This is a genomic window from Rhodococcus koreensis (assembly GCF_900105905.1).
Classification (GTDB): domain Bacteria; phylum Actinomycetota; class Actinomycetes; order Mycobacteriales; family Mycobacteriaceae; genus Rhodococcus_F; species Rhodococcus_F koreensis.
In genome coordinates this window covers 1,727,691-1,747,646 of the sequence record NZ_FNSV01000005.1, presented here as the reverse complement: position 1 = coordinate 1,747,646, position 19,956 = coordinate 1,727,691, and the positions used below count along the sequence as shown (strand labels likewise).

Genomic DNA, 19,956 nt, shown 5'->3' with positions numbered 1-19,956 from the left:
GCCGAGAAGGACTCACGAGTGGTGCAGGCGCCTACTTGAGCTCGGCGAGGACGGTGCCCTGGGTGATGGCGGAGCCGGGTTCGACGGCGAGGCCGGTGACGGTGCCGGCCTTGTGGGCGTTGACGGGGTTTTCCATTTTCATGGCCTCGAGGACGGCGATGAGGTCGCCCTCTTCGACTTGCTGGCCTTCTTCGACGGCGACCTTGACGACGGTGCCCTGCATGGGGGCGGTGACGGCGTCACCGGAGGCGGCGCCGCCGTGGGCGCCGCCGCGGGTGCGGGCCTTGGGCTTCTTACGGGCCGCCCCGGCCGGGGCGCCGCCGGTGCCGAGGGTGAACTGGCCGGGCAGCGACACCTCGACGCGGCGGCCGCCGACCTCGACGACGACGTTCTGCCGGGGCAGGGTGTCCTCGTCGTCGAGCGGGGCTGCGCCGGTGAAGGGTTCGATCTGGTTGTCCCATTCGGTTTCGATCCACTTGGTGTAGACGTCGAATGAGGTGCCGTCGCCGATGAAGGCGGGGTCGGAGACGATGGCCCGGTGGAACGGGATGACGGTGGCGAGGCCTTCGACCTGGAATTCGGCGAGGGCGCGGCGGGCCCGGGCGAGGGCTTCGTCGCGGGTGGCGCCGGTGACGATCAGTTTGGCGAGCATGGAGTCGAACTGGCCGCCGATCACGGATCCGGTTTCGACGCCGGAGTCCATCCGGACGCCGGGGCCGGTGGGGGGCACGAACTTGGTGACCGGTCCGGGGGCGGGCAGGAAGCCGCGGCCGGCGTCCTCACCGTTGATGCGGAACTCGAAGGAGTGGCCGCGGGGGGTGGGGTCCTCGAGGATGTCGAGGGGGTCGCCGTTGGCGATCTTGAACTGTTGCAGCACCAGGTCGATACCGGCGGTTTCCTCGGTGACGGGGTGTTCGACCTGCAGGCGGGTGTTGACCTCGAGGAAGGAGACGGTGTCGCCCTGGACGAGGTATTCGACGGTGCCGGCGCCGTAGTAGCCGGCCTCCTTGCAGATGGCCTTGGCGGAGCTGTGGATGCGGTTGCGTTGGTCGTCGGTGAGGAACGGGGCGGGGGCCTCCTCGACGAGTTTCTGGAAGCGGCGCTGCAGGGAGCAGTCGCGGGTGCCGGCGACGATGACGTTGCCGTGCTGGTCGGCGATGACCTGCGCTTCGACGTGCCGGGCCTTGTCCAGATACTGTTCGACGAAGCATTCGCCGCGGCCGAACGCGGCGACGGCCTCGCGGGTGGCGGAGTCGAACAGTTCGGGGATTTCCTCGATGGTGTGCGCGACCTTCATGCCGCGGCCGCCGCCGCCGAAGGCGGCCTTGATGGCGACGGGGACGCCGTATTCCTTGGCGAAGGCGACGACCTCGTCGGCGTTTTTGACGGGGTCCTTGGTGCCGGCGGCCATCGGGGCCTTCGCCTTTTCGGCGATGTGGCGGGCGGTGACCTTGTCGCCGAGGTCGCGGATCGATTGCGGGGAGGGGCCGATCCAGATCAGGCCGGCGTCGATCACGGCCTGGGCGAAGTCGGCGTTTTCGGAGAGGAAGCCGTAGCCGGGGTGGATGGCGTCGGCGCCGGACTTGGCGGCGGCGTCCAAAATTTTGTCGAACACCAGGTAGGACTCGGCGGAGGTCTGTCCGCCGAGGGCGAAGGCTTCGTCGGCCAGGCGCACGAACGGGGCGTCGGCGTCGGGTTCGGCGTAGACGGCGACGCTGGCCAGGCCGGCATCGGCGGCGGCCCGGATCACCCGCACTGCGATCTCACCGCGGTTCGCGACGAGCACCTTCGTGATGTGCGCGCTGGCATGACTGGGCACTGAGCCTCCTGTGGTTCGCATGGTCTGTCTCCGCGGTGGTCCCCGGGGGTGTTCACCGGCGGTGGGTTACGGCATCACTTCGGAGTCTAGGCACCGAACCGATCGGTGTTGCCACCGGACCGAATATTGCCGTCAGGCCTGTCCGACGCTCCGCAACCCTACCGAAGGGTAGCTGGTTGAAACCTGTTCCAGTTGCCGGCGGAGGCTCCCGACCCACGTGTGGACGCTCGCGGCGGCGATGTCGTTGCCCGGATATCGGACCGCCAGATTGACGCCTCGGGGGGTGCGATTGATCCAGGCGTACACGTCGTGGGTGTACTGCCGGCTCCGCAGCGCCCGGGCGTTGCGCTCGTGCCAGCGGCCCGCTTCGGGCACGAACCGGACGTCCATGTAGGAGACGACGAAGCGCGGCCGGATGGGGATGTCGAGTTCCTTCTCGATCTGGTCGAACGGGACCACCGAGATCGGTTTCGTCCGGGCCACGCTGTCGGCGGCCTCGCGGGCGACGGCGGCGAAGTCGTCCGAGGTCACCTCGAAGTCGATCGGGCTCAGACCCACGAACCAGCCCAGTGCGGACGCCCACTGCGGGGAGTGCCGGGTATGGACCGGGGTGACCGTCCGAAAGCGGTCATCGCCCGCCACTTCCGCGCCGGCCAGGCCGAGGCACGCGAGCAGGCCGGGGAAGAACCCCACATCCGCCTCGCGGCACGCCGAGTTGAACGCCGCCGCCTGGTCGGCGTCGAGTATCCAGGCGGACAGGTTCTGCTGCGCATACGACGTGCGCGGGCCGACTTTCAGGGGGAACTCGGGGAGCCCCGGCCCCTCGAGTGCGGACCGCCACACGTCGAGCGCCTCACGCTTCACCTCGGCGTCGGTGGAGATCTCACGCTCCTCGCGGCCGAAGTCGATGTAGCTGCCGACGGGGAACAGGTTGGCTGTGCGACCGGACAGCGCCTGCTCGTACAGGGCGGTCAACTCGTGGGCGACGAGGACGATGGAGAACCCGTCGATGATCGAGTGATCCGCCGCGAAGAACACCGTGAACCGGTCGCGTTGCACGGTTTCCAGCGTCGCGAAGACGTACGACGGCCAACTGTGCGGCGAGGCGTACTCGTCGAACAGTTGCTGCAGGTGCGCGAAGTTGTCGCCCCCGGCGGCGTCGTAACCGTGGCTGACGACCCCCACGTGCAGCCCGCCCTGCGGCACGGTCCGCCGGCACACCCGCTCGGTCTCCGTGTCGAACATCGTGTGCGAGCGCAGCACCTCGTGACGATCGGTCCACTTCTCCAGTGCGGTCCGGAACGCGGTGACGTTCAGTGCGCCGTGGATCTCGAATGCGGTGCCCAGCCAGGATTCGCGACCCTCGGCATCGGCGCACCGGCGCAGATGCGCCTCGTGGATGTACGAAGCCGGACGGGGATCGTCCACCCACTCCGAGCGGGCGCACGGCAGCCATTCGGTGAGCGCACCCACCGGAACGGGGTAGTCGGCAAGTTCGGTGAATTCCATCGGTATGTGTTCAGACCCTGCCTAGCCGCGAAGATGCCGCTTGATTCGCGCGAGCATCGCCGACATGCCGCGCAGCCGCAGCGGACTGACGGCGTCGGCGAGCCCGAGCGCGGAGTAGAAATCGTCCGGAACGCCGAGGATGGTGACAGCACTGTGCCCATCCAGGCCCTGGTGGAGGATCGACGCGAAACCCCGCGTCGTCGGTGCCTCCGCGGGCGCGCTGAAGTGCAGTCGCACGTGCTCCGGATCGGAGTCGTCGACCGAAAGGAACAGCGGAGACTGGCACTCCGGCACCGGTTCCATCGCGTCCTGCTCGAGTTCGGCAGGCAGGGGCGCCAGTTCGCGGCTGAATTCCAGCAGCAACTGCAGCTTGTCCGAGCCGTCGACGGCGGCGAAGTCGTCGACGATCTCGGCAAGCGAATCGGGTAGTTCGGTCATGACGTTGCGCCGGGAACGTCTCCCGGCTCTTCACCCCTGACGATCGGAACGCGAACCATGTTGCCCCATTCCGTCCACGAACCGTCGTAGTTGCGGACATTGGGGTAACCGAGCAGGTGGGTGAGGACGAACCAGGTGTGACTGGAACGCTCACCGATCCGGCAGTACGCCACGATGTCGTCGTCGGCGGACACCCCGCCGTAGATCTCGTTCAGTTCACCGCGCGAACGGAAACGGCTGTCGGGTGCCGCGGCCTTGGCCCACGGAATGCTCTGCGCGCTCGGGATGTGGCCGCCGCGGAGGGCGCCCTCTTCCGGGTAGTCGGGCATGTGGGTGCGCTCGCCGGTGTACTCCTGCGGCGAACGGACGTCGATCAGCGGTCCCTTGCCGAGGTGATCGAGGACGTCGTCCTTGAACGCGCGGATCGGGGCGTCGTTGCGCTCGACCACCGGGTAGTCGGTGGGGGAGGTCTCGGGGACGTCGAACGCGGTGTCCCGGTTCTCGGCGATCCACGCGTCGCGGCCGCCGTCGAGGAGACGGACGTCCTCGTGTCCGAACAGCGTGAACACCCACAGGGCGTACGCCGCCCACCAGTTGCTCTTGTCGCCGTAGATCACGACGGTGTCGTCGCGGCTGATGCCCTTGCGGCTCATCAGCTCGGCGAACTGCTCCCCGTTGATGTAGTCACGCGTCACCGGATCGTTGAGGTCGAGGTGCCAGTCGACCTTGACGGCGCCGGGGATGTGACCGACGTCGTAGAGGAGCACATCCTCGTCCGATTCCACGACCTTGAGGCCGGGTGTGCCCAGATTCGCGGACAGCCACTCCGTCGACACGAGCCGACCGGGATTGGCGTACTCGGCGAAGGACTGGGTGGGATCTGGCGCTACGGGCACGGGTGGGCTCCTGGGGCAGATGCGACGGGGACGGATCAATTCTAGGCGGACGCCGGAAGTTCTTCCGACCGGCGTTCACACTTACCTTCCGCACAGGGTGAGGACGTGAGGGCGGGCGCGTAGATTCGCACCCGAACGGAGGCCCCATGCCCGACATCGCGACGCGCGCCGACCTGGAACTGCTGCTCCGGCACTTCTACGGCCGGGCATTCGCCGACCCGGTCCTCGAACCGGTATTCGAGACGCTCATGGTGATCGGCCTGGACGACCACCTGCCCGTCATGTGCGACTTCTGGGAGACGATCCTGCTGCGCACCGGCGTCTACCGCGGCAGCGTCGGTGCCGTGCACCGGGCGCTGCACGGCAGGCACGGATTCACCGACCGGCACTTCGACCGCTGGGTCGAGCTGTGGACGTCCAGCGTCGACGAGTTGTTCCTCGGCGACGTCGCGCAGCAGGCCAAGGTCGAGGCGGCCAGGATCGCAGTCGGGATGCGGCGACGGCTGTTCGAGCCCTCCGGTGGTCAGACGACCGGAGTGCCCTCCAGGTTCAGCTGACTGGTGAGCTCGGCGATGGGAGTGACACCGTTCTCGCAGACGTCGTGCATGATCTCCCGCAGCCGTACCAGGAACTCCGTGACCGCGCGCCGGGCCGTCGGCGTCTCGGGGAACCGCGACCGCAGCGCGAGACCCCGCTGGGTGCGTGAGATCCAGAACTGGGCATCGTCCGCGACCGTCACGTTGCTGATGTGATGGGCGTTCAGTTCGTCGTGGTCGTCGGTGCCCGGCAGCTTGCGGTAGTCGATGTAGGAGACCATGAACACATCGGTGCGGGTCCGGCGATATCCGTCACCGAGTGCCTCCCGCACCTGGGCCATCGTGACGCCCTTGAGCGTGAGCGCCGTGCGGAACGAGGCGTGGGTGTGCGCCAGCGAGGCTTGGAAGTCGCAGTCGGGGGTCAGTTCGACCGTCAGCGGCGCGCTCGTCGTGAGCCACCCGATCGCGTTGGCCCACTGCGGGTCCTGGCGGATGTGCAGCGGAAACTGCAACGGCATCCGGTCGGTGCCATCGATCGACTGCACGGCCAGGCCCATCGCGGTGAGCGTCCCCGTGAACAGGCTTCCCCCGGAGTCCAGGCAGATCTCCTCGAACCGGTCGGTGTCCGCGGCATCGAGGAGGGGACGCACGTCGGCGCCCTGCGGGGCGGGCCTACCGGCCTCGACACCCAGATCGAGCGGGAAACTGGGCGCGGTGCCGCCGCAGCGCTCGTAGAAGCGGGCCCATTCCCGCACCCGGGGGTCGCCGATCTCGGTGACCGGCGCCTCGGCCTCGAGTTCGCAGTACCGCAGGAAGCTCCCCGGATCACCGAGTTCCTCCGTCAGCTCCGCTTCGGTGAGTACACCCGAGCGGCCCAGCCCGATGATTCGCTGATAGATCTGCCGGAGTTCGCCCAGCGCGATGACGAGCGAATACCCGTCGACGAGCGTGTGATCGAACGCACTGACCACGGTGTAGTGCGAGTCGCGCTCGATGGTCGCGAACAGGTAGGCGGGGAACGTCAGCGGATCGCACGCCTCGGTGAACCGGTACCGCAGATGGTCGCGGAGCTCGTGCGGTGACGTCGTCACCGAGGACTCGGACGCGACGACGGTGATGTCGTCGGGGTCGAGATCCACCCGTGCCATCGCGTCCGGGCTCACGTCGAAGCCGGTCTGCAGCGTGTCGTGACGCCGGATGAAATGCACCAGCGCCTCCGCGAGCGCGTCCCGGTCGAGTCGGCCGGGGAGGTCGAAAGCCGCTGCCATCCAGACGCTTCGGCCGACACCGTGCGTGCGCGCGGTATCGAGATGGAACTGCTGGTTGTACGACGGCGGCACCGCCGAGGCCGACACTTCGCCCGGCGCGACGGACCATTCCGTCACCAAGCCGGGTTCGAGCATGTACCGGTCGATGGACGTGACGTGCACTACTCCGCCCCTGTGGCAGTCGCGGATTCCGCGGCCGCCGGCGCGAAGGGCGTCACCGTGTAATCGCCGTCGCGTGCCACGGTTTTCATGATGGTCGACAATCGTTCGGCATACGCCGTCACCGATCGGTGCGCCTCCTCGGTGTCCGGATGCGAGACGGCCATCCACGTGCCCTCGAAGACGCGATTGATCCAGATCGACGCGATCTGGGTGGCCTTGCCACCTACGATGCCGGTCGCGCGGGTCGACGTGAAATTCTCGGTCTGCGGCAACCGCCGGCCGTCGATGTACGACACGATCGGCGGCGGTGCGAGCGTGGTGTGCTGCGACGTCGCCTCGGGGCCGGCCTGAGCGAGCACGGTGTCGATCACCTGCTGCACGGACACCTCACCGAGAGCCTTGCCCGAACGGTAGGCGTCCTGCGCGCGCTGAGCGAGTCCCGTGAACGTCGTGGCATCCTCCAGGGCGAACCCGACCGGAATGAGGTTGATGAACCACCCCTGGGACCAGTAGAACTGCGGATCGTTGCGGGTGGTGAGGGGGGACAGCGCCATGTAGCGGTCGCGCCCGACCAACTCGTGTTCGGTGATGGCAAGGGCCGCGAACACGCCGCCGATGAAGTTGGAACCGTGGGCCTTGCACACGGCACCGAACCGCTCGCACTCGTCGGCGTCGGCGAGGTCGAACCGGCTGCCGATGGCCGGTTTGGGTTCGTCGGAGGCGCCGAGGTCGAGGGGAAAGCTCGGGAAGGTTCCGCCGTTGCGGGTGAGGTGGCCGATCCAGCCGTGGACCTCGGGGGAGGCGAGGGTCAGCGTCGCCGCCTTCTCCCGTTCCCGCCGGCTGTACTCCACGTAGCTTCCCGGGTCCGGCAGTTCGGGCTCCGCGCCGTCGAGTTCGGCCCGATAGAGGATCCGGGTCTCGGCAAACGTGAGGATCATCGACTGCATGTCGGTGTGCGCGTGATCGACGGCGTGGAACAGGGTGAAGCTGTCCTCGCTCCCGGGAACCCCGGTGTCGTAGTGCTCCACCACCCCGAACACGAATGCAGGCCAGGCCAACGCGCTCGTGTCGTTCGCGAAGCGCGCGGCGATGTGGTCGCGGACCTGTTCAGGGGTGGTGAGGGTCTCGCCCTCGTGTGCCGTGAGCGCGATGGAGTCGGCAGGCACGACGTGCCGTCGGACGGCGTTGGCGGTGTCCGTGGGGTCGGCGTCCGCGTTCTCGAACGAGAACCAGCTGTGCAGCGTGTCGTGCCGCAGGACGTAACGCTCCAGGGTGCGGGTCATCGCGGCGGTGTCGAGGCGGCCCGGAAAGTCGAAGGCGATGCCGATCCACGGGGACTGGGTCTCGCCGTTGTTCGCCGCCAGCCGGGCCCGCCGCAGATGCCGTTCCTGCATGGTGGTCGGCAGTGCCGGATCGACCGGCGCCCCGGCAGCCGCACGTGCACTCGCGTCCGTGACTTTCCACTCGACGACCCGCCCAGGCTCTGGCTTCCAGTGGGTGATCAAGTTCAAGTCCATCGAGCGGCTCCTGGTGTCGAATTCGAGTTGCGAGGTCGGTCGGGTGTGGCACGGACTTCTCGCAACAGGATGCGGCACCCAGTGCCTTACCGCGAGAGGTAACGAAGTATGAGACTGATTACAGGTCGGTCCCGGTCCAGTCAAGTGTCGGGCAAAAGGGTTCCACGCTGCAAGTTCTTCGCGTAGCATCCAGCAATCTTTGAACAACCTCACAGCTTTCTGTGAGGTTCGAGCCGCTAACCTGTCCGGATGCCTGTGACTCAGCGTGACGCACTTTACCGAGGCGAACTCGGTCGGTGGGTCCCGTGGCTGGGTCTGGCCACCAGTCTCGCCGCCGTCTTCATGCAACTCCTGGACGCGACCATCGTCAACGTCGCGCTTCCGAGCATCGCAGTCGATCTGGGCGCCTCGGTGTCGGCGCAGCTGCTGATGGTGAGCGTCTACACGCTGTCTTTCGCATGTTCCCTGATCACGGCGGCGCGACTGGGGGATCTGCTCGGCAGGCGACGGGTCTTCCTCACCGCGCTGGCCGTCTTCATCGTGGCCTCACTGCTCTGTGGACTGGCCCAGTCGCCGACCGCTCTCGTCGTGTCGCGGGCGTTGCAGGGCCTCGCGGCGGGGTCGATGTCGGCTCAGACGTTCGCCATCATCTCGGGGCTCTTCCCGAAACGCGCCCATCCGCGGGTGTTCGGGATCTACGGCGCGACCATCGGGCTCGCCACGATCTGCGGCCCGCTCGTCGGCGGACTTCTCATCCAGTGGGACCTCTTCGGCTGGGGCTGGCGGCTCATCTTCTTCGTCAACCTCCCGCTCGGTCTCGCCGCCCTGGTCCTCGGCTACTTCTACCTCGTCGACGCGAAGCCGGACGGTGTTCGCCAACTCGACCTGGGCGGCGCCGTGCTGTCGGCAGTCGGGCTGTTCCTCCTGATCTTTCCGCTCGCGGAAGGACGTGAACGCGGCTGGCCGACGTCGATCGTGGTGATGCTGCTGTGCTCGGTGCCGGTGCTGATCGCCTTCGTCGTCTACGAATGGCGGCTCGGGCGCCGCGGCGGCGACCCGGTCCTGCGCCTGGAGTTGTTCACCGACCGCGCGTTCTCGCTGGGCGCCGCCATCGCGTTCGTATTCTTCGGCACGCTCACGTCGCTGATCTTCACCATCTCTCTCACCCTGCAGTTCGGGTTCGGGTTCTCCCCGCTGCGGGCCGGGATGATGACGCTGCCGTGGGCGCTCGGCACCGGTCTCGCCGCGCTGGCCTCCGCCGCCGTCTACCGGCGCATCGGCAACCTCGTCCTGCCGTCGGGGATGGCGCTGTTCGCAGGCTCCCTCGTCGTGCTGGCAGCGCAACTGCAGCACGAGGGCACCGATCCGAGGTGGTCGGCGCTGGCCGGGCCCCTGTTCATCGGGGGAGCCGGGCTCGGATTGTTCGTAGCGCCGCTCCAGACGGCGATCCTCGCGACCGTGCGACCGCAGAACGCGGGCTCGGTGTCCGGGCTGCTGCCGACGGTTCAGCAGGTGGGCAGTTCGATCGGGCTCGCGGTGATCGGCGTGGTGTTCTTCAACCTCGTCGCGACGCAGTCGGCGGACGCGGTGCAGGCCGAGCGGCCGGCGCTGACCGCTCAGCTCGCCGAGGTCGGGGTGCCGCCGGGGCTGATCCCGCGCGCGGAGGAGACGTTCGTGCGGTGCGCGTCGGAACAGCTCGGGTCCACGTCCCCGATGAAGGTGCCCGACGAGTGCCGCTCACCGGTATCGGGAGGAACCCCGCTCGGTGCTGCCCAGCAGCAGATCGCCGACTCCGCGGTGGTCGCGGCGCGGGAATCGACCCGCAATGCGGCGGGTGAGGCGTTTCTGCAGGCGGAACGCCGCATCCTCTGGATCATCGCGGCGGTCGCCGCTGCCATCGGGGTGGCGTCGCTGACCCTGCCGCGCCGGAACCAGCCGGTCGACGACGGGTCAGTCGCCGCGGCCTGACGTCGCCCACAACTCGGCGACGCCGACCCCGACGTCCGCGAGCAACCTCCGGACGAGTGGCAGACCGATCCCGATCACGCTGGACGGGTCGCCCTCGATGCGGTCCACGAACCATCCGCCGAGGCTGTCGAGGGTGAACGCACCCGCGACCTGGAGTGGTTCCCCGGTCGCGAGGTAGGCCTCCAGATCGGCGTCCGGTGGGCTCGCGAAATGGACCACGGTGGCGCTGTGGTCGTGTGCGTCACCCACCACGGTGCCCTCGGTGATCCGCAGGACGCTGTGCCCGGTGAGCAGGGTCGCGCTACGGCCGGCCATCGACGACCAGCGCTCGCGCGCGACGTCGACGGTCCCGGGCTTGCCCTGCAGGGCGCCGTCGATCAGCAGCATGGAGTCGCATCCGACGATCACGGCATCCGAGATCCCGTCCCGTGCGAGAACGGGGAGGACGTCCTTTGCCTTGGCGCGGGCCAATTCGGTGACGACGTGCTCGGGGGCGGCGTCGGCACCGAGTGCCGCGATGAGGGCGTCCTCGTCGACCCCGGAGACTCGCACCACCGGTTCCACCCCGGCGCTGCGCAGCACGGCCAGCCGCGCCGGGGACGCCGAGGCGAGAACGAACGACGTCACGAGGCCCGGATCAACGCCGGTACGCCGACACGTTCGGGAACGCGTACGGCGAGAACGGGGCGACGCTCCGGTGCATCCGGGTGGGAGCACCCCAGGACTCGGGCGGGATACCCGAATCCGGATCACCGCTGCCTGCGGCGGCGGCCGCGGACAGCACCGCGACGAGCGCCGCGATCTCCTCGTCGGAGGGAGAACCGTTGACCACCTTCAGGAACGGCTCACGGGCCGCGTCGGCCGCTGCACTGTCGGCGGGGAGGTCGGTGACCGCGCCCTCCTCGAGCGTGGTGCCCGCTGCGGAACCGTTGACTGGCGACGTCGCGTCCGGGCTGGTCTCGGTGCGCACGTCGTCCTCGGTGATAGCAGTCACTCTGTCCAATGATTCGCCGACGCTCATAGCGGGATGTTCCCATGCTTCTTGGGCGGGAGGGTGACCATTTTGCGTTCGAGCAGGCGCAGGGCGGCCACGATCTGTCCGCGGGTGTGGGACGGGGGGATGACGGCGTCGACGTAGCCGCGTTCGGCGGCGACGTACGGGTTGACGAGGGTGTCCTCGTATTCCTGTTGCAGTTGCAGGCGCAGCGCGTCGACGTCGTCACCGTTCTTGGCGGCCTCGAGCAGGCGTTTGCGGTAGACGAACCCGACGGCGCCGGAGGCGCCCATCACGGCGATCTGGGCGGTGGGCCAGGCCAGGTTGACGTCGGCGCCCATGTGCTTGGAGCCCATCACGTCGTAGGCGCCGCCGTAGGCCTTGCGGGTGATGACGGTGATCTTGCCGACGGTGGCCTCGCCGTAGGCGTAGAGCAGTTTGGCGCCGCGGCGGATGATGCCGTTGTATTCCTGGTCGGTGCCGGGCAGGAAGCCGGGGACGTCGACGAGGGTGATGATCGGGACGTTGAACGCGTCGCAGGTGCGCACGAAGCGGGCGGCTTTTTCGGAGGCGTCGATGTCGAGGCAGCCGGCGAAGACGGTGGGCTGGTTGGCGACGATGCCGACGGAGCGGCCGTCGACGCGGCCGAAGCCGACGACGATGTTGCCGGCGCGTTCGGCCTGGACCTCGAGGAATTCGTCGTCGTCGAGGATGCGGCGGATGACCTCGTGCATGTCGTAGGGCTGGTTCGCCGAGTCCGGGATCAGGGTGTCGAGTTCGAGGTCCTCGGCGGTGAGGGAGTCCTCGATGGCGCCGGTGATCGGGTCGGTGGGCAGCATCCGGGGGGCGGCGGCCTGATTGTTCGACGGCAGGTAGGAGAGGAGGTCCTTGACGTAGTCGAGGGCGTCCTGTTCGCCGGAGGCGACGTAGTGGGCGACGCCGGACTTGACCATGTGGGTGTGCGCGCCGCCGAGGTCTTCCATGGTGACGTCTTCGCCGGTGACGGTCTTGATGACGTCGGGGCCGGTGACGAACATCTGGGAGGTTTGGTCGACCATGACGACGAAGTCGGTGAGGGCGGGGGAGTAGACGTGGCCGCCGGCGGCGGGGCCCATGATCAGGGAGATCTGGGGGATGACGCCGGAGGCCTGGACGTTGCGGTGGAAGATTTCGCCGTAGAGGCCGAGGGAGACGACGCCTTCCTGGATGCGGGCGCCGGCGCCTTCGTTGATGCCGATCAGGGGGCGCCCGGTTTTGAGGGCGAGGTCCATGACCTTGACGATTTTTTCGCCGTAGATTTCGCCGAGGGAGCCGCCGAACACGGTGGCGTCCTGGGAGAACACGCAGACGTCGCGGCCGTCGACGGTGCCGTAGCCGGTGACGACGCCGTCGCCGACGGGGCGGTTGTCGGCGAGGCCGAAGTTCACCGAGCGGTGGCGGGCGAGGGCGTCGAGTTCGACGAAGGAGCCCTCGTCGAGCAGGGCGGTGATGCGTTCGCGGGCGGTGAGCTTGCCCTTGGCGTGGACCTTGTCGACCGCGGCTTCACCGCTCGGGTGCTGCGCCTCGGCCTGACGATTACGCAGGTCGGCGAGCTTTCCCGCCGTCGTGTGAATATCGGGCGTACTCGCCGACTCCGCCGCGCTCGGCTCCTGAACAGTGGTCATGACAGGTCAGCTTAACGAGCGCCGGCGACCTTCTGCCAAGGGAGGTGGTCAGGCGGCGGGTTGCCCGGACCCGGCTACTGACCAGTACCTTTTCCTGCTGGTCCTAGGCTGTGGTGATGTGGACCGACCTGAACCGACCCCCTCTCAACGCCGACAATCTGCGGGCGGCACTCGTCCGCGGTGACGACGACAGCGACACCCGCACGTTCTGGTCTCGGCTCGACGTGGTGCAGGAGACCGGGTCCACCAATGCGGACCTTCTCGCGCGCGCCGCGTCGTCGGACTGCGACCGGCACGTGCTGCTCGCCGAATTCCAGGGCAGCGGCCGGGGCCGCCACTCCCGCGCCTGGGTGAGCCCGCCGCAGGCGCAGATCGCCGTCTCGGCGTTGCTGACGATGCCGGGGATGAGCCTCCAGGACATGGGGTGGCTGCCGCTGCTGACCGGCGTCGCCGTCGTGGACGCGCTGCGCGCCACCGCCAAGGTGCCCGCGGAACTGAAGTGGCCCAACGATGTGCTGATCGACGGACGCAAGGTCGCCGGGATCCTCGCCGAGGTGTCCGCCACGGCACCGGATCCCGCGGTCGTCGTGGGGATCGGACTCAACGTGAGCCTCACGAGAGACGAACTGCCCGTCGAGCACGCGACGTCGCTCGTCCTCGAGGGCGCCGAGGTCAGTGACCGCGACACCCTGGTGCGGGCGGTGCTGCGCGCCATCGCCGATCGCTGGCGGCAGTGGCACGACTCGAACTGGGACGTCACGGAACTCGCCGCGGCCTACCGTGAGCGCTGCGGCACGCTCGGCCAACGGGTGCGCGCCGAACTGCCCGGCGGGCGTGAACTGATCGGCATCGCAACGGACGTCGACGCGGAGGGCCGGGTCGTGATCGCCCCGGACGGACAGCCCGGCACGGTCGCCGTCGCCGCAGGTGACATCACACATTTACGCCCGGTGCGCACCGAGTAGTGCCACACTGTGGTACATGAGTACCTCAATTCCGGAGTCCTCCGTCACCGCAGCCCGGCGCACGTTGACCGGCCTCACGGTGGTGCTCGGTCTGCTCACCCTGGGCCTGGGCATCGCCGTGCTCGTGTGGCCGCACGTGACACTCACGGTGCTGGCCGTCCTGATCGCCATCCAGTTCTTCGGATTCGGGATCGTCCAGATCATCCGGGCGTTCGCCGACGTCGAGGCCAGTGGAGGCGCGCGCACCCTCGTGGGCGTATCCGGCGCCCTGGCAATACTTCTCGCGTTCCTCGTGCTGAGGAGCCCGCTCCAGACCGTCGTCATCATCGCGCTCGTCGTCGGTGCGTGGTGGGTGTTCCGGGGTGTCCTCGAAATCGTCGAGGGTGCCTCCGGGTCGGTCGCGAATCGCGGTCTGACCATCGTGCTCGGAGTGATCAGCGTGGTCGCCGGGGCCTTCGTGCTCCTGCAGCCCGAACTGTCGCTCGAGGTGTTCGTGATCGTGGTCGGAGTGTGGATGGTGCTGTACGGCATCATCATCGTGATCACCCCGATCGTGCTCAGCCGCATGAGGTAGAGGCACACTCGTCGCATGGGATATCCGGAGGACGCGCTCGCCGAGGACGAGGAACTACTGCTTCACCGCCATCCGCACTGGAAGATGTTGCTGCTCCCCGCCGTCACCTTTCTGCTGGCGACGGCGGTCGCGGGTTTCGCGTCGGGCTTCGCCGAGAACAAGCTGGACGGCTCCGCGCTGACCGTCGTGCTCGTCGTCGTCCTCGTGCTGTGGCTGGGACTCGTCGGATGGCGCTGCGTCGCGCCGTTTCTCAGCTGGAAGTTCACCCACTTCATCGTCACCGACCGACGCGTCCTCATCCGCCAGGGTGTGATGACGCACACGGGGATCGACATTCCGATGGGGCGCATCAGCAACGTGCAGTTCCGGCACGGCCTCCTCGACCGGATGCTCCGCACCGGAACGCTGGTCATCGTGTCGTCCTCCGACGACCCGCTGGAATTCGACGACATCCCCGACGTTCAGCGCGTCCACTCGCTGCTCTACCACCAGGTGTTCGACGCGATGGATCTCCACCGCGAACAGGAGCGGGAAGACCCGCGCGGTGACGCCGACACCGGCAAAGGCTGGTAACCGGTCACGGCCGTCTCCGCACCTCCGTACGCTGTGGAGGTGACTGCTGTATTGCTTGCCGAAGATGACGAAGCCATCGCCGCCCCGCTGTCGCGGGCACTGGGCCGGGAAGGGTACGACGTCACCATCGAGCAGACCGGCCCGGCAGCGCTGGAACAGGCGCTCGACGGGGCCTACGACCTGCTGATCCTGGACCTCGGACTCCCGGGGATGGACGGGCTCGAGGTGTGCAGGCAAGTGCGTGCCCACAGTTCGGAACTGGCGGTGCTCATGCTCACCGCGCGCACCGACGAGGTCGACTTCGTCGTCGGACTCGACGCCGGAGCCGACGACTACGTAGGGAAGCCGTTCCGGTTGGCGGAGTTGATGGCCCGGGTGCGTGCGCTGCTGCGCCGTCGCGGCGGCGGCGAGGATTCGGTCGTCGAGGTCGGGGGCATCCGGCTCGAGCCGGCGGCCCGCCGGGTGCTCGTGAACGGAACCGAGATCGCCCTCGCCAACAAGGAGTACGAGCTTCTGCGGGTGCTGCTCGAACACGCGGGACAGGTCGTGTCGCGCGACACGATCCTCGCGGAAGTGTGGGGCGACGTGGAACTGCGCGGCTCGAAGACCCTCGACATGCACATGTCGTGGCTTCGCCGGAAGATCGGTGACGAGGGCCCCGCCGCCGAACGTCGCATCGCGACGGTCCGCGGCGTCGGTTTCCGCATCAACACCGACTAGGCGGGCCAGTGCGCCGCAGAATTCTCCAGTCGATCCTCGCAGTCGTGATCCTGACGGCGCTGCTGCTCGGTGTGCCGCTGATCTACACGGCCTGGTTGTGGGTCGAGGACTTCAATCGGAGCGACCTGCAGGTCCGGCTGGATCGGATGGCGACGGAGATCATCACCCAGGAGGGCATCAACGGCGTCGTCGAGGGCGACCTCGACACGAACTCTCTGCGACTGCTGACGCCCGCCGGGGGCCGACTCGTCGTGGTGTACCCGACCACCGACGACGGCGCCGCGCGCGTCGACATCGGCGAATCGTCCGTGCCGTCGCCCCTGGTGGAGTCTCTCGCGATGGGCACGTCCGGTTCGCTCCGCCTCGAGGTGCCGTCCGACGAGATGCGCACCCAGCAACGCCAGGCCGTCGGTGCCGTCGCGCTGCTGGTACTCGTGTCCATCGCCGCAGGCACCGTCGTGGCCTACGTCACGGCGAAGCGGCTCGCCGATCCGCTACGGGACGTCGCGAACCGGGCGGCCCGGCTCGCGGAGGGCGACTTCCGGCCGGACGTGCGACGACACGGCATCCCCGAACTCGACCGCGTCTCCGACGTTCTCGACTCGGCGACCGTCGAGATCGCGGGACGGTTGCAGCGCGAACACGCACTCGTCGCCGACGTCTCCCACCAGCTCCGCAGCCGACTCACGGCCGTCCGCCTCCGGCTCGACGAGCTGTCCGTGCACCCGGATCCGGCCGTCGTCGTCGAGGCCGACGAGGCCATGGCGCAGGTGGACCGGCTGACCGTCGCGATCGACGAACTGGTCCGTTCCTCCCGCAGCAGCGGCACGGAGACCCAGGTGTCGGTCATCCGGGAACTCAGTGTGGTCATCGCGGACTGGAAACGGCCGTTCGAGGACGCCGACCGCGAGTTGCTGCTGCGCGGAGACACGAACGTGATGGCGTCGACCACCGGTTCCCGGCTCCGTGAGGCCGTGGCGGTCCTCGTCGACAACGCGCTCATGCACGGGTCGGGGACGTGCACCGTCTCGGTGCGGCTGATCCAGGGACAGAATCAGAGGGCGCCGGGCAAGGAACTGTCGCCGCGCGAGGCGATGGTGTGTGTGGAGGTGTCGGACGAGGGTGTCGGCGTCAGCAACGACCTCGCGCCGCACATCTTCGACCGCGGTTTCTCGGGGGCCGGTTCGACCGGTGTGGGCCTGGCGCTGGCCCGTGCGCTCATCGAAGCGGACGGCGGCCGGCTGGAACTTCAGCGGCGCCGGCCGGCCCTGTTCGCGATCTTCGTTCCCATCGCCCGGGAACACGTGCCGACGCGGGTCACCGGGACCCGGGAACCGCGCTGATACTCAGGGTTGGCCGATTTCTTCCTCGGCGGTCTCGTCGAGGAGGTCCGGATCGATGAGATGCACGTTCTCGTCGGGGAAGGCGAACCGGCGGAGGGCCCAGAAGCGGAACACCATCTGCAGCAGGTTTCCGATGATGTAGTTGAGCACGAAGTCGACGATCACCAGCGTGGTCAGGTTGTCCTGCGTCTCGCGGATGTCGAACACGTTGTTGGCGATCCACAGGGGCGCGGCGGCGAGGAGGACGCCGATTCCGCTGATCGTGAAGAACAGCAGGGCCTCGTGGTGGCGTTCCCGTCCGCCGCGGTTCTTGAACGACCATTCGCGGTTGAGAATGTAACTGAGGACCGTCGCGAGAATTCCGGACAGAACCTTGGCGACTACCGGCTTCTCTTCGAGGATCGTGAGGCTCAGCGAATAGAAGATCGCGAGGTCGAAGATCATGGTGGTGCCGCCCACAATCGCGAACTTGATCAGTTCGTGATGGCGCAACGCGAGAGCCCGGAAAGGCTGGGGAACGCGTGCAAGGACGCCGTCGACAAATGACACAACGGATGAGTTTACGAAAGCCGGACCGGATACCACCAATTGGCGGTGAGATCATCAGGAGAATCACAGAAACTGCCGACCGGCCACCTCGGCGGCGGAACCCGGCACAGGACGTGACAAACTAGTGACCCGTGACCGGCAACTCTGACTCCACACCGCGTCCCACGACACCCCGCGATCTGACCGCCGGGCAACCCGTCGTGACGATGATCGGTGGCGGCCAACTCGCGCGGATGACCCACCAGGCTGCAATCGCGCTCGGCCAGACACTGCGGGTGCTCTCCGGCACCGCCGACGAACCCGCAGCGCAGGTGAGCCCCGACGTCGTCCTCGGGAGCCACACCGACCTCGACGCGCTCCGCAGGGCCGCGGTCGGGTCGCACGCGCTGACCTTCGACCACGAGCACGTGCCCACCGAGCACCTCGACGTCCTGGTCGCCGAGGGTGTCAACGTGCAGCCGCCGCCGACGGCGCTGATCTACGCGCAGGACAAGCTCGCGATGCGCCGCAAGCTCGGCGAACTCGGCGCCCCGGTCCCGGCGTTCGCCGAGGTGACCTGGGCCGAGGACGTCGTGAAGTTCGGCGCCGAACACGGCTGGCCCGTCGTCATCAAAGCCGTCCGCGGCGGATACGACGGTCGCGGCGTGTGGATCACCGGCGATTCCGACGAGGCCGAGCGCATCGTCACCCAGCAACTCGACAAGGGTGTCTCCCTCCTGGTCGAGGAGAAGGTCGAGATGCGGCGTGAACTGTCCGCGATGGTGGCGCGGTCACCGTTCGGCCAGGGCGCCACGTGGCCGGTCGTGGAGACCGTGCAACGCCACGGACAGTGCGCCGTGGTCCTCGCCCCCGCCCCCGCGCTGCCCGACGCGGTCGCCGAGGCCGCCGAGGAACTGGCGCTCCGTATCGCGTCCGAACTCGGTGTCGTCGGCGCCATGGCCGTCGAACTGTTCGAGACCACCGACGGCACGCTCGTCGTCAACGAACTCGCGATGCGCCCGCACAACTCCGGCCACTGGACCATGGACGGCGCCCGCACCTCACAGTTCGAGCAGCATCTGCGCGCCGTCCTCGACTACCCGCTCGGCGACACCGCACCCCTCGCACCGATCACGGTGATGGCGAACGTGCTCGGCGCGCCGACCGCGCCCGAGATGAGCATGGACGAACGCGTCCACCACCTCTTCGCCCGGATGCCCGACGCGAAGATCCACCTGTACGGCAAGGGTGAACGTGAGGACCGGAAGATCGGGCACGTGAACATCGTCGGCGGACCCGGCTCGATCGACGACCCCGAGTACGTGGCACGGGTCCGTGAGCGCGCCGAACGCGCCGCGCACTGGCTCTCGCACGCTGAATGGACCGACGGATGGGATGAACACGGTGAGTGACACGGCAGCACGGCAGGGCGCACAGGTCGGGCTCATCATGGGCAGCGACTCCGACTGGCCCACCATGGAGGCCGCCGCCGAGGCGCTCGCCGAATTCGGGGTGCGCTTCGAGGTCGGTGTCGTCTCCGCACACCGCACACCGCAGCGCATGCTCGACTACGCGAAGGACGCCGCCGGCCGCGGCATCCAGGTGATCATCGCCGGCGCCGGTGGCGCCGCCCACCTGCCGGGCATGGTCGCGTCGGCCACCCCGCTGCCCGTCATCGGTGTGCCCGTCCCGCTGAAGTACCTCGACGGCATGGACTCGCTGCTCTCGATCGTGCAGATGCCGGCAGGCGTCCCCGTCGCGACGGTGTCCATCGGCGGCGCACGCAACGCCGGCCTGCTCGCCGTCCGCATCCTCGGTGCCGCCGACCCCGCCCTGCAGCAGCAGATGGTCGCATTCCAGGACGGGCTCGAGAAGATGGTCCTGGGCAAGGATCAGGCCCTCCGCGACAAGCTGCTGGGCTGACGTCGTACTCAGCCGCCACTGTTCGCTCTTTCAGGGCCGAAACAGCCCTCGGCGGGCAACGAGTGGCGGCTGAGTTCACTTCCGGCGCCGACTGCGACGCCGTCTACGCACGGCGGCGATGATCTCGTCGGCGATCGCATCGGGATGGGCCAGCACGTCGTAGGCCGCGAAGCGGAGCACCATCCACCCCTCCCGGACGAGCCAATTCTGACGCCGACGGTCGCCTCTGAACACGTCGGGCTCACTGTGGAATTCGCGGCCGTCGACCTCGACGACGATCCGCGCACGTTCGTCCACGAAATCACCCACGTACGGACCGATCGGCAGGTTGGGTGCGAGTGCGAATCCGCGAAGGCTGAGCTCGCGGCCGAGTACGCGCTCGGGTTCCGACGCCGCGCGGAGGGAAGCGTGTCGCAGGAGTCGCTGCGCCGCGGGCGTCCCATGCCGACCGCGGTGGGTGAGGTGAGGTCACGGAACTCGTCGGGATCGACGCTTCGACGACGGTCGGTTCGGGCAGCCACCCGTAGAGCCAGGCCGCTGTGCGGTGACTCAGCACCGC

20 protein-coding genes are annotated in these 19,956 nt (G+C 68.2%); 9 read left to right on the top strand and 11 right to left on the bottom strand.

Annotation, left to right across the window (positions count from 1 at the left end; genetic code table 11):
• Window positions 1-31: 31 nt before the first annotated feature.
• The 4 genes from BLV94_RS12915 to BLV94_RS12900 all read right to left on the bottom strand — a co-directional run bounded on the left by BLV94_RS12915 (window position 32) and on the right by BLV94_RS12900 (window position 4,662).
• Complete coding sequence (locus BLV94_RS12915; protein ID WP_074933741.1) at window positions 32-1,819, bottom strand: acetyl/propionyl/methylcrotonyl-CoA carboxylase subunit alpha; 1,788 nt, start codon at window positions 1,817-1,819, stop codon at window positions 32-34.
• 132 nt (window positions 1,820-1,951) lie between these two features.
• Window positions 1,952-3,328 carry a condensation domain-containing protein gene (locus BLV94_RS12910; RefSeq protein WP_072951491.1) on the bottom strand — a complete coding sequence of 459 codons (1,377 nt, stop codon included), beginning with the start codon at window positions 3,326-3,328 and terminating at the stop codon, window positions 1,952-1,954.
• 21 nt (window positions 3,329-3,349) lie between these two features.
• Window positions 3,350-3,766 (bottom strand): SufE family protein, encoded by a 417-nt coding sequence (locus BLV94_RS12905; protein ID WP_015890050.1) that lies wholly within the window; start codon window positions 3,764-3,766, stop codon window positions 3,350-3,352.
• The gene (locus BLV94_RS12900; RefSeq protein ID WP_072951493.1) at window positions 3,763-4,662 is read right to left on the bottom strand and encodes a sulfurtransferase; all 900 of its coding nucleotides are present in this window, start codon (window positions 4,660-4,662) and stop codon (window positions 3,763-3,765) included. Before BLV94_RS12900 ends, BLV94_RS12905 begins: the two co-directional genes overlap by 4 nt.
• A 146-nt stretch (window positions 4,663-4,808) precedes the next feature.
• Between BLV94_RS12900 and BLV94_RS12895 the strand changes: the two genes are divergently transcribed.
• Window positions 4,809-5,219 carry a group III truncated hemoglobin gene (locus BLV94_RS12895; RefSeq protein ID WP_072951496.1) on the top strand — a complete coding sequence of 137 codons (411 nt, stop codon included), beginning with the start codon at window positions 4,809-4,811 and terminating at the stop codon, window positions 5,217-5,219.
• Here BLV94_RS12895 and BLV94_RS12890 read toward each other — a convergent pair.
• Together BLV94_RS12890 and BLV94_RS12885 are read right to left on the bottom strand one after the other, a co-directional pair.
• Window positions 5,186-6,628, bottom strand: coding sequence for a condensation domain-containing protein (locus BLV94_RS12890; protein WP_074933738.1), 1,443 nt, complete (start codon window positions 6,626-6,628; stop codon window positions 5,186-5,188). The genes BLV94_RS12895 and BLV94_RS12890 overlap by 34 nt on opposite strands.
• Window positions 6,628-8,145 carry a condensation domain-containing protein gene (locus tag BLV94_RS12885; RefSeq protein WP_072951501.1) on the bottom strand — a complete coding sequence of 506 codons (1,518 nt, stop codon included), beginning with the start codon at window positions 8,143-8,145 and terminating at the stop codon, window positions 6,628-6,630. Before BLV94_RS12885 ends, BLV94_RS12890 begins: the two co-directional genes overlap by 1 nt.
• A 249-nt stretch (window positions 8,146-8,394) precedes the next feature.
• Between BLV94_RS12885 and BLV94_RS12880 the strand changes: the two genes are divergently transcribed.
• The gene (locus tag BLV94_RS12880; protein ID WP_072951504.1) at window positions 8,395-10,113 is read left to right on the top strand and encodes an MFS transporter; all 1,719 of its coding nucleotides are present in this window, start codon (window positions 8,395-8,397) and stop codon (window positions 10,111-10,113) included.
• On the opposite strand, the gene BLV94_RS12875 is transcribed toward BLV94_RS12880, so the two are convergent.
• From BLV94_RS12875 to BLV94_RS12865, 3 genes are read right to left on the bottom strand one after another with little or no spacing between them, the layout of a single operon-like run.
• Complete coding sequence (locus BLV94_RS12875) at window positions 10,096-10,740, bottom strand: Maf family protein (protein ID WP_072951507.1); 645 nt, start codon at window positions 10,738-10,740, stop codon at window positions 10,096-10,098. The two genes, BLV94_RS12880 and BLV94_RS12875, sit on opposite strands and share 18 nt — an antisense overlap.
• A 10-nt stretch (window positions 10,741-10,750) precedes the next feature.
• Window positions 10,751-11,107, bottom strand: coding sequence for an acyl-CoA carboxylase subunit epsilon (locus BLV94_RS12870; RefSeq protein WP_072951510.1), 357 nt, complete (start codon window positions 11,105-11,107; stop codon window positions 10,751-10,753).
• A gap of 23 nt (window positions 11,108-11,130) precedes the next feature.
• Window positions 11,131-12,771, bottom strand: coding sequence for an acyl-CoA carboxylase subunit beta (locus BLV94_RS12865; RefSeq protein ID WP_074933736.1), 1,641 nt, complete (start codon window positions 12,769-12,771; stop codon window positions 11,131-11,133).
• Between the two features lie 116 nt (window positions 12,772-12,887).
• Here BLV94_RS12865 and BLV94_RS12860 point away from each other — a divergent pair, with 116 nt between their 5' ends.
• Genes BLV94_RS12860 through BLV94_RS12840 form a run of 5 tightly spaced genes read left to right on the top strand, consistent with a single transcriptional unit; the run spans window position 12,888 to window position 16,946 of the window.
• Window positions 12,888-13,736, top strand: a complete 849-nt coding sequence (locus BLV94_RS12860) for a biotin--[acetyl-CoA-carboxylase] ligase (RefSeq protein ID WP_072951226.1) — start codon at window positions 12,888-12,890, stop codon at window positions 13,734-13,736.
• 16 nt (window positions 13,737-13,752) lie between these two features.
• Window positions 13,753-14,310 (top strand): HdeD family acid-resistance protein, encoded by a 558-nt coding sequence (locus BLV94_RS12855; protein WP_072951218.1) that lies wholly within the window; start codon window positions 13,753-13,755, stop codon window positions 14,308-14,310.
• 15 nt (window positions 14,311-14,325) lie between these two features.
• The gene (locus BLV94_RS12850) at window positions 14,326-14,883 is read left to right on the top strand and encodes a PH domain-containing protein (protein WP_072951216.1); all 558 of its coding nucleotides are present in this window, start codon (window positions 14,326-14,328) and stop codon (window positions 14,881-14,883) included.
• 39 nt (window positions 14,884-14,922) lie between these two features.
• Complete coding sequence (locus BLV94_RS12845; RefSeq protein WP_025432276.1) at window positions 14,923-15,603, top strand: response regulator transcription factor; 681 nt, start codon at window positions 14,923-14,925, stop codon at window positions 15,601-15,603.
• Between the two features lie 8 nt (window positions 15,604-15,611).
• Window positions 15,612-16,946: a HAMP domain-containing sensor histidine kinase gene (locus BLV94_RS12840; RefSeq protein WP_072951214.1), complete on the top strand. Its 1,335-nt coding sequence runs from the start codon at window positions 15,612-15,614 to the stop codon at window positions 16,944-16,946.
• A gap of 3 nt (window positions 16,947-16,949) precedes the next feature.
• On the opposite strand, the gene BLV94_RS12835 is transcribed toward BLV94_RS12840, so the two are convergent.
• The gene (locus tag BLV94_RS12835; protein ID WP_072951212.1) at window positions 16,950-17,495 is read right to left on the bottom strand and encodes a GtrA family protein; all 546 of its coding nucleotides are present in this window, start codon (window positions 17,493-17,495) and stop codon (window positions 16,950-16,952) included.
• Between the two features lie 131 nt (window positions 17,496-17,626).
• Between BLV94_RS12835 and BLV94_RS12830 the strand changes: the two genes are divergently transcribed.
• Together BLV94_RS12830 and purE are read left to right on the top strand one after the other, a co-directional pair.
• A complete protein-coding gene (locus BLV94_RS12830) occupies window positions 17,627-18,886 on the top strand; it encodes a 5-(carboxyamino)imidazole ribonucleotide synthase (protein ID WP_072951210.1) in 1,260 nt (419 codons plus the stop codon).
• Window positions 18,870-19,397, top strand: a complete 528-nt coding sequence (purE, locus tag BLV94_RS12825) for a 5-(carboxyamino)imidazole ribonucleotide mutase (RefSeq protein ID WP_072951207.1) — start codon at window positions 18,870-18,872, stop codon at window positions 19,395-19,397. Before BLV94_RS12830 ends, purE begins: the two co-directional genes overlap by 17 nt.
• A gap of 75 nt (window positions 19,398-19,472) precedes the next feature.
• Here purE and BLV94_RS50850 read toward each other — a convergent pair whose 3' ends face one another.
• The gene (locus BLV94_RS50850) at window positions 19,473-19,724 is read right to left on the bottom strand and encodes an endonuclease domain-containing protein (protein ID WP_244163842.1); all 252 of its coding nucleotides are present in this window, start codon (window positions 19,722-19,724) and stop codon (window positions 19,473-19,475) included.
• Between the last annotated feature and the right edge of the window lie 232 nt (window positions 19,725-19,956).

Coding starts and splice junctions, on each gene's coding strand:
- purE (WP_072951207.1), top strand. CDS start 18,870: ATGAACACGGTGAGTGACACGGCAGCACGGCAGGGCGCACAGGTCGGG.
- BLV94_RS12860 (WP_072951226.1), top strand. CDS start 12,888: ATGTGGACCGACCTGAACCGACCCCCTCTCAACGCCGACAATCTGCGG.
- BLV94_RS12905 (WP_015890050.1), bottom strand. CDS start 3,766: ATGACCGAACTACCCGATTCGCTTGCCGAGATCGTCGACGACTTCGCC.
- BLV94_RS12895 (WP_072951496.1), top strand. CDS start 4,809: ATGCCCGACATCGCGACGCGCGCCGACCTGGAACTGCTGCTCCGGCAC.
- BLV94_RS12855 (WP_072951218.1), top strand. CDS start 13,753: ATGAGTACCTCAATTCCGGAGTCCTCCGTCACCGCAGCCCGGCGCACG.
- BLV94_RS12880 (WP_072951504.1), top strand. CDS start 8,395: ATGCCTGTGACTCAGCGTGACGCACTTTACCGAGGCGAACTCGGTCGG.
- BLV94_RS12885 (WP_072951501.1), bottom strand. CDS start 8,145: ATGGACTTGAACTTGATCACCCACTGGAAGCCAGAGCCTGGGCGGGTC.
- BLV94_RS12850 (WP_072951216.1), top strand. CDS start 14,326: ATGGGATATCCGGAGGACGCGCTCGCCGAGGACGAGGAACTACTGCTT.
- BLV94_RS12865 (WP_074933736.1), bottom strand. CDS start 12,771: ATGACCACTGTTCAGGAGCCGAGCGCGGCGGAGTCGGCGAGTACGCCC.
- BLV94_RS12910 (WP_072951491.1), bottom strand. CDS start 3,328: ATGGAATTCACCGAACTTGCCGACTACCCCGTTCCGGTGGGTGCGCTC.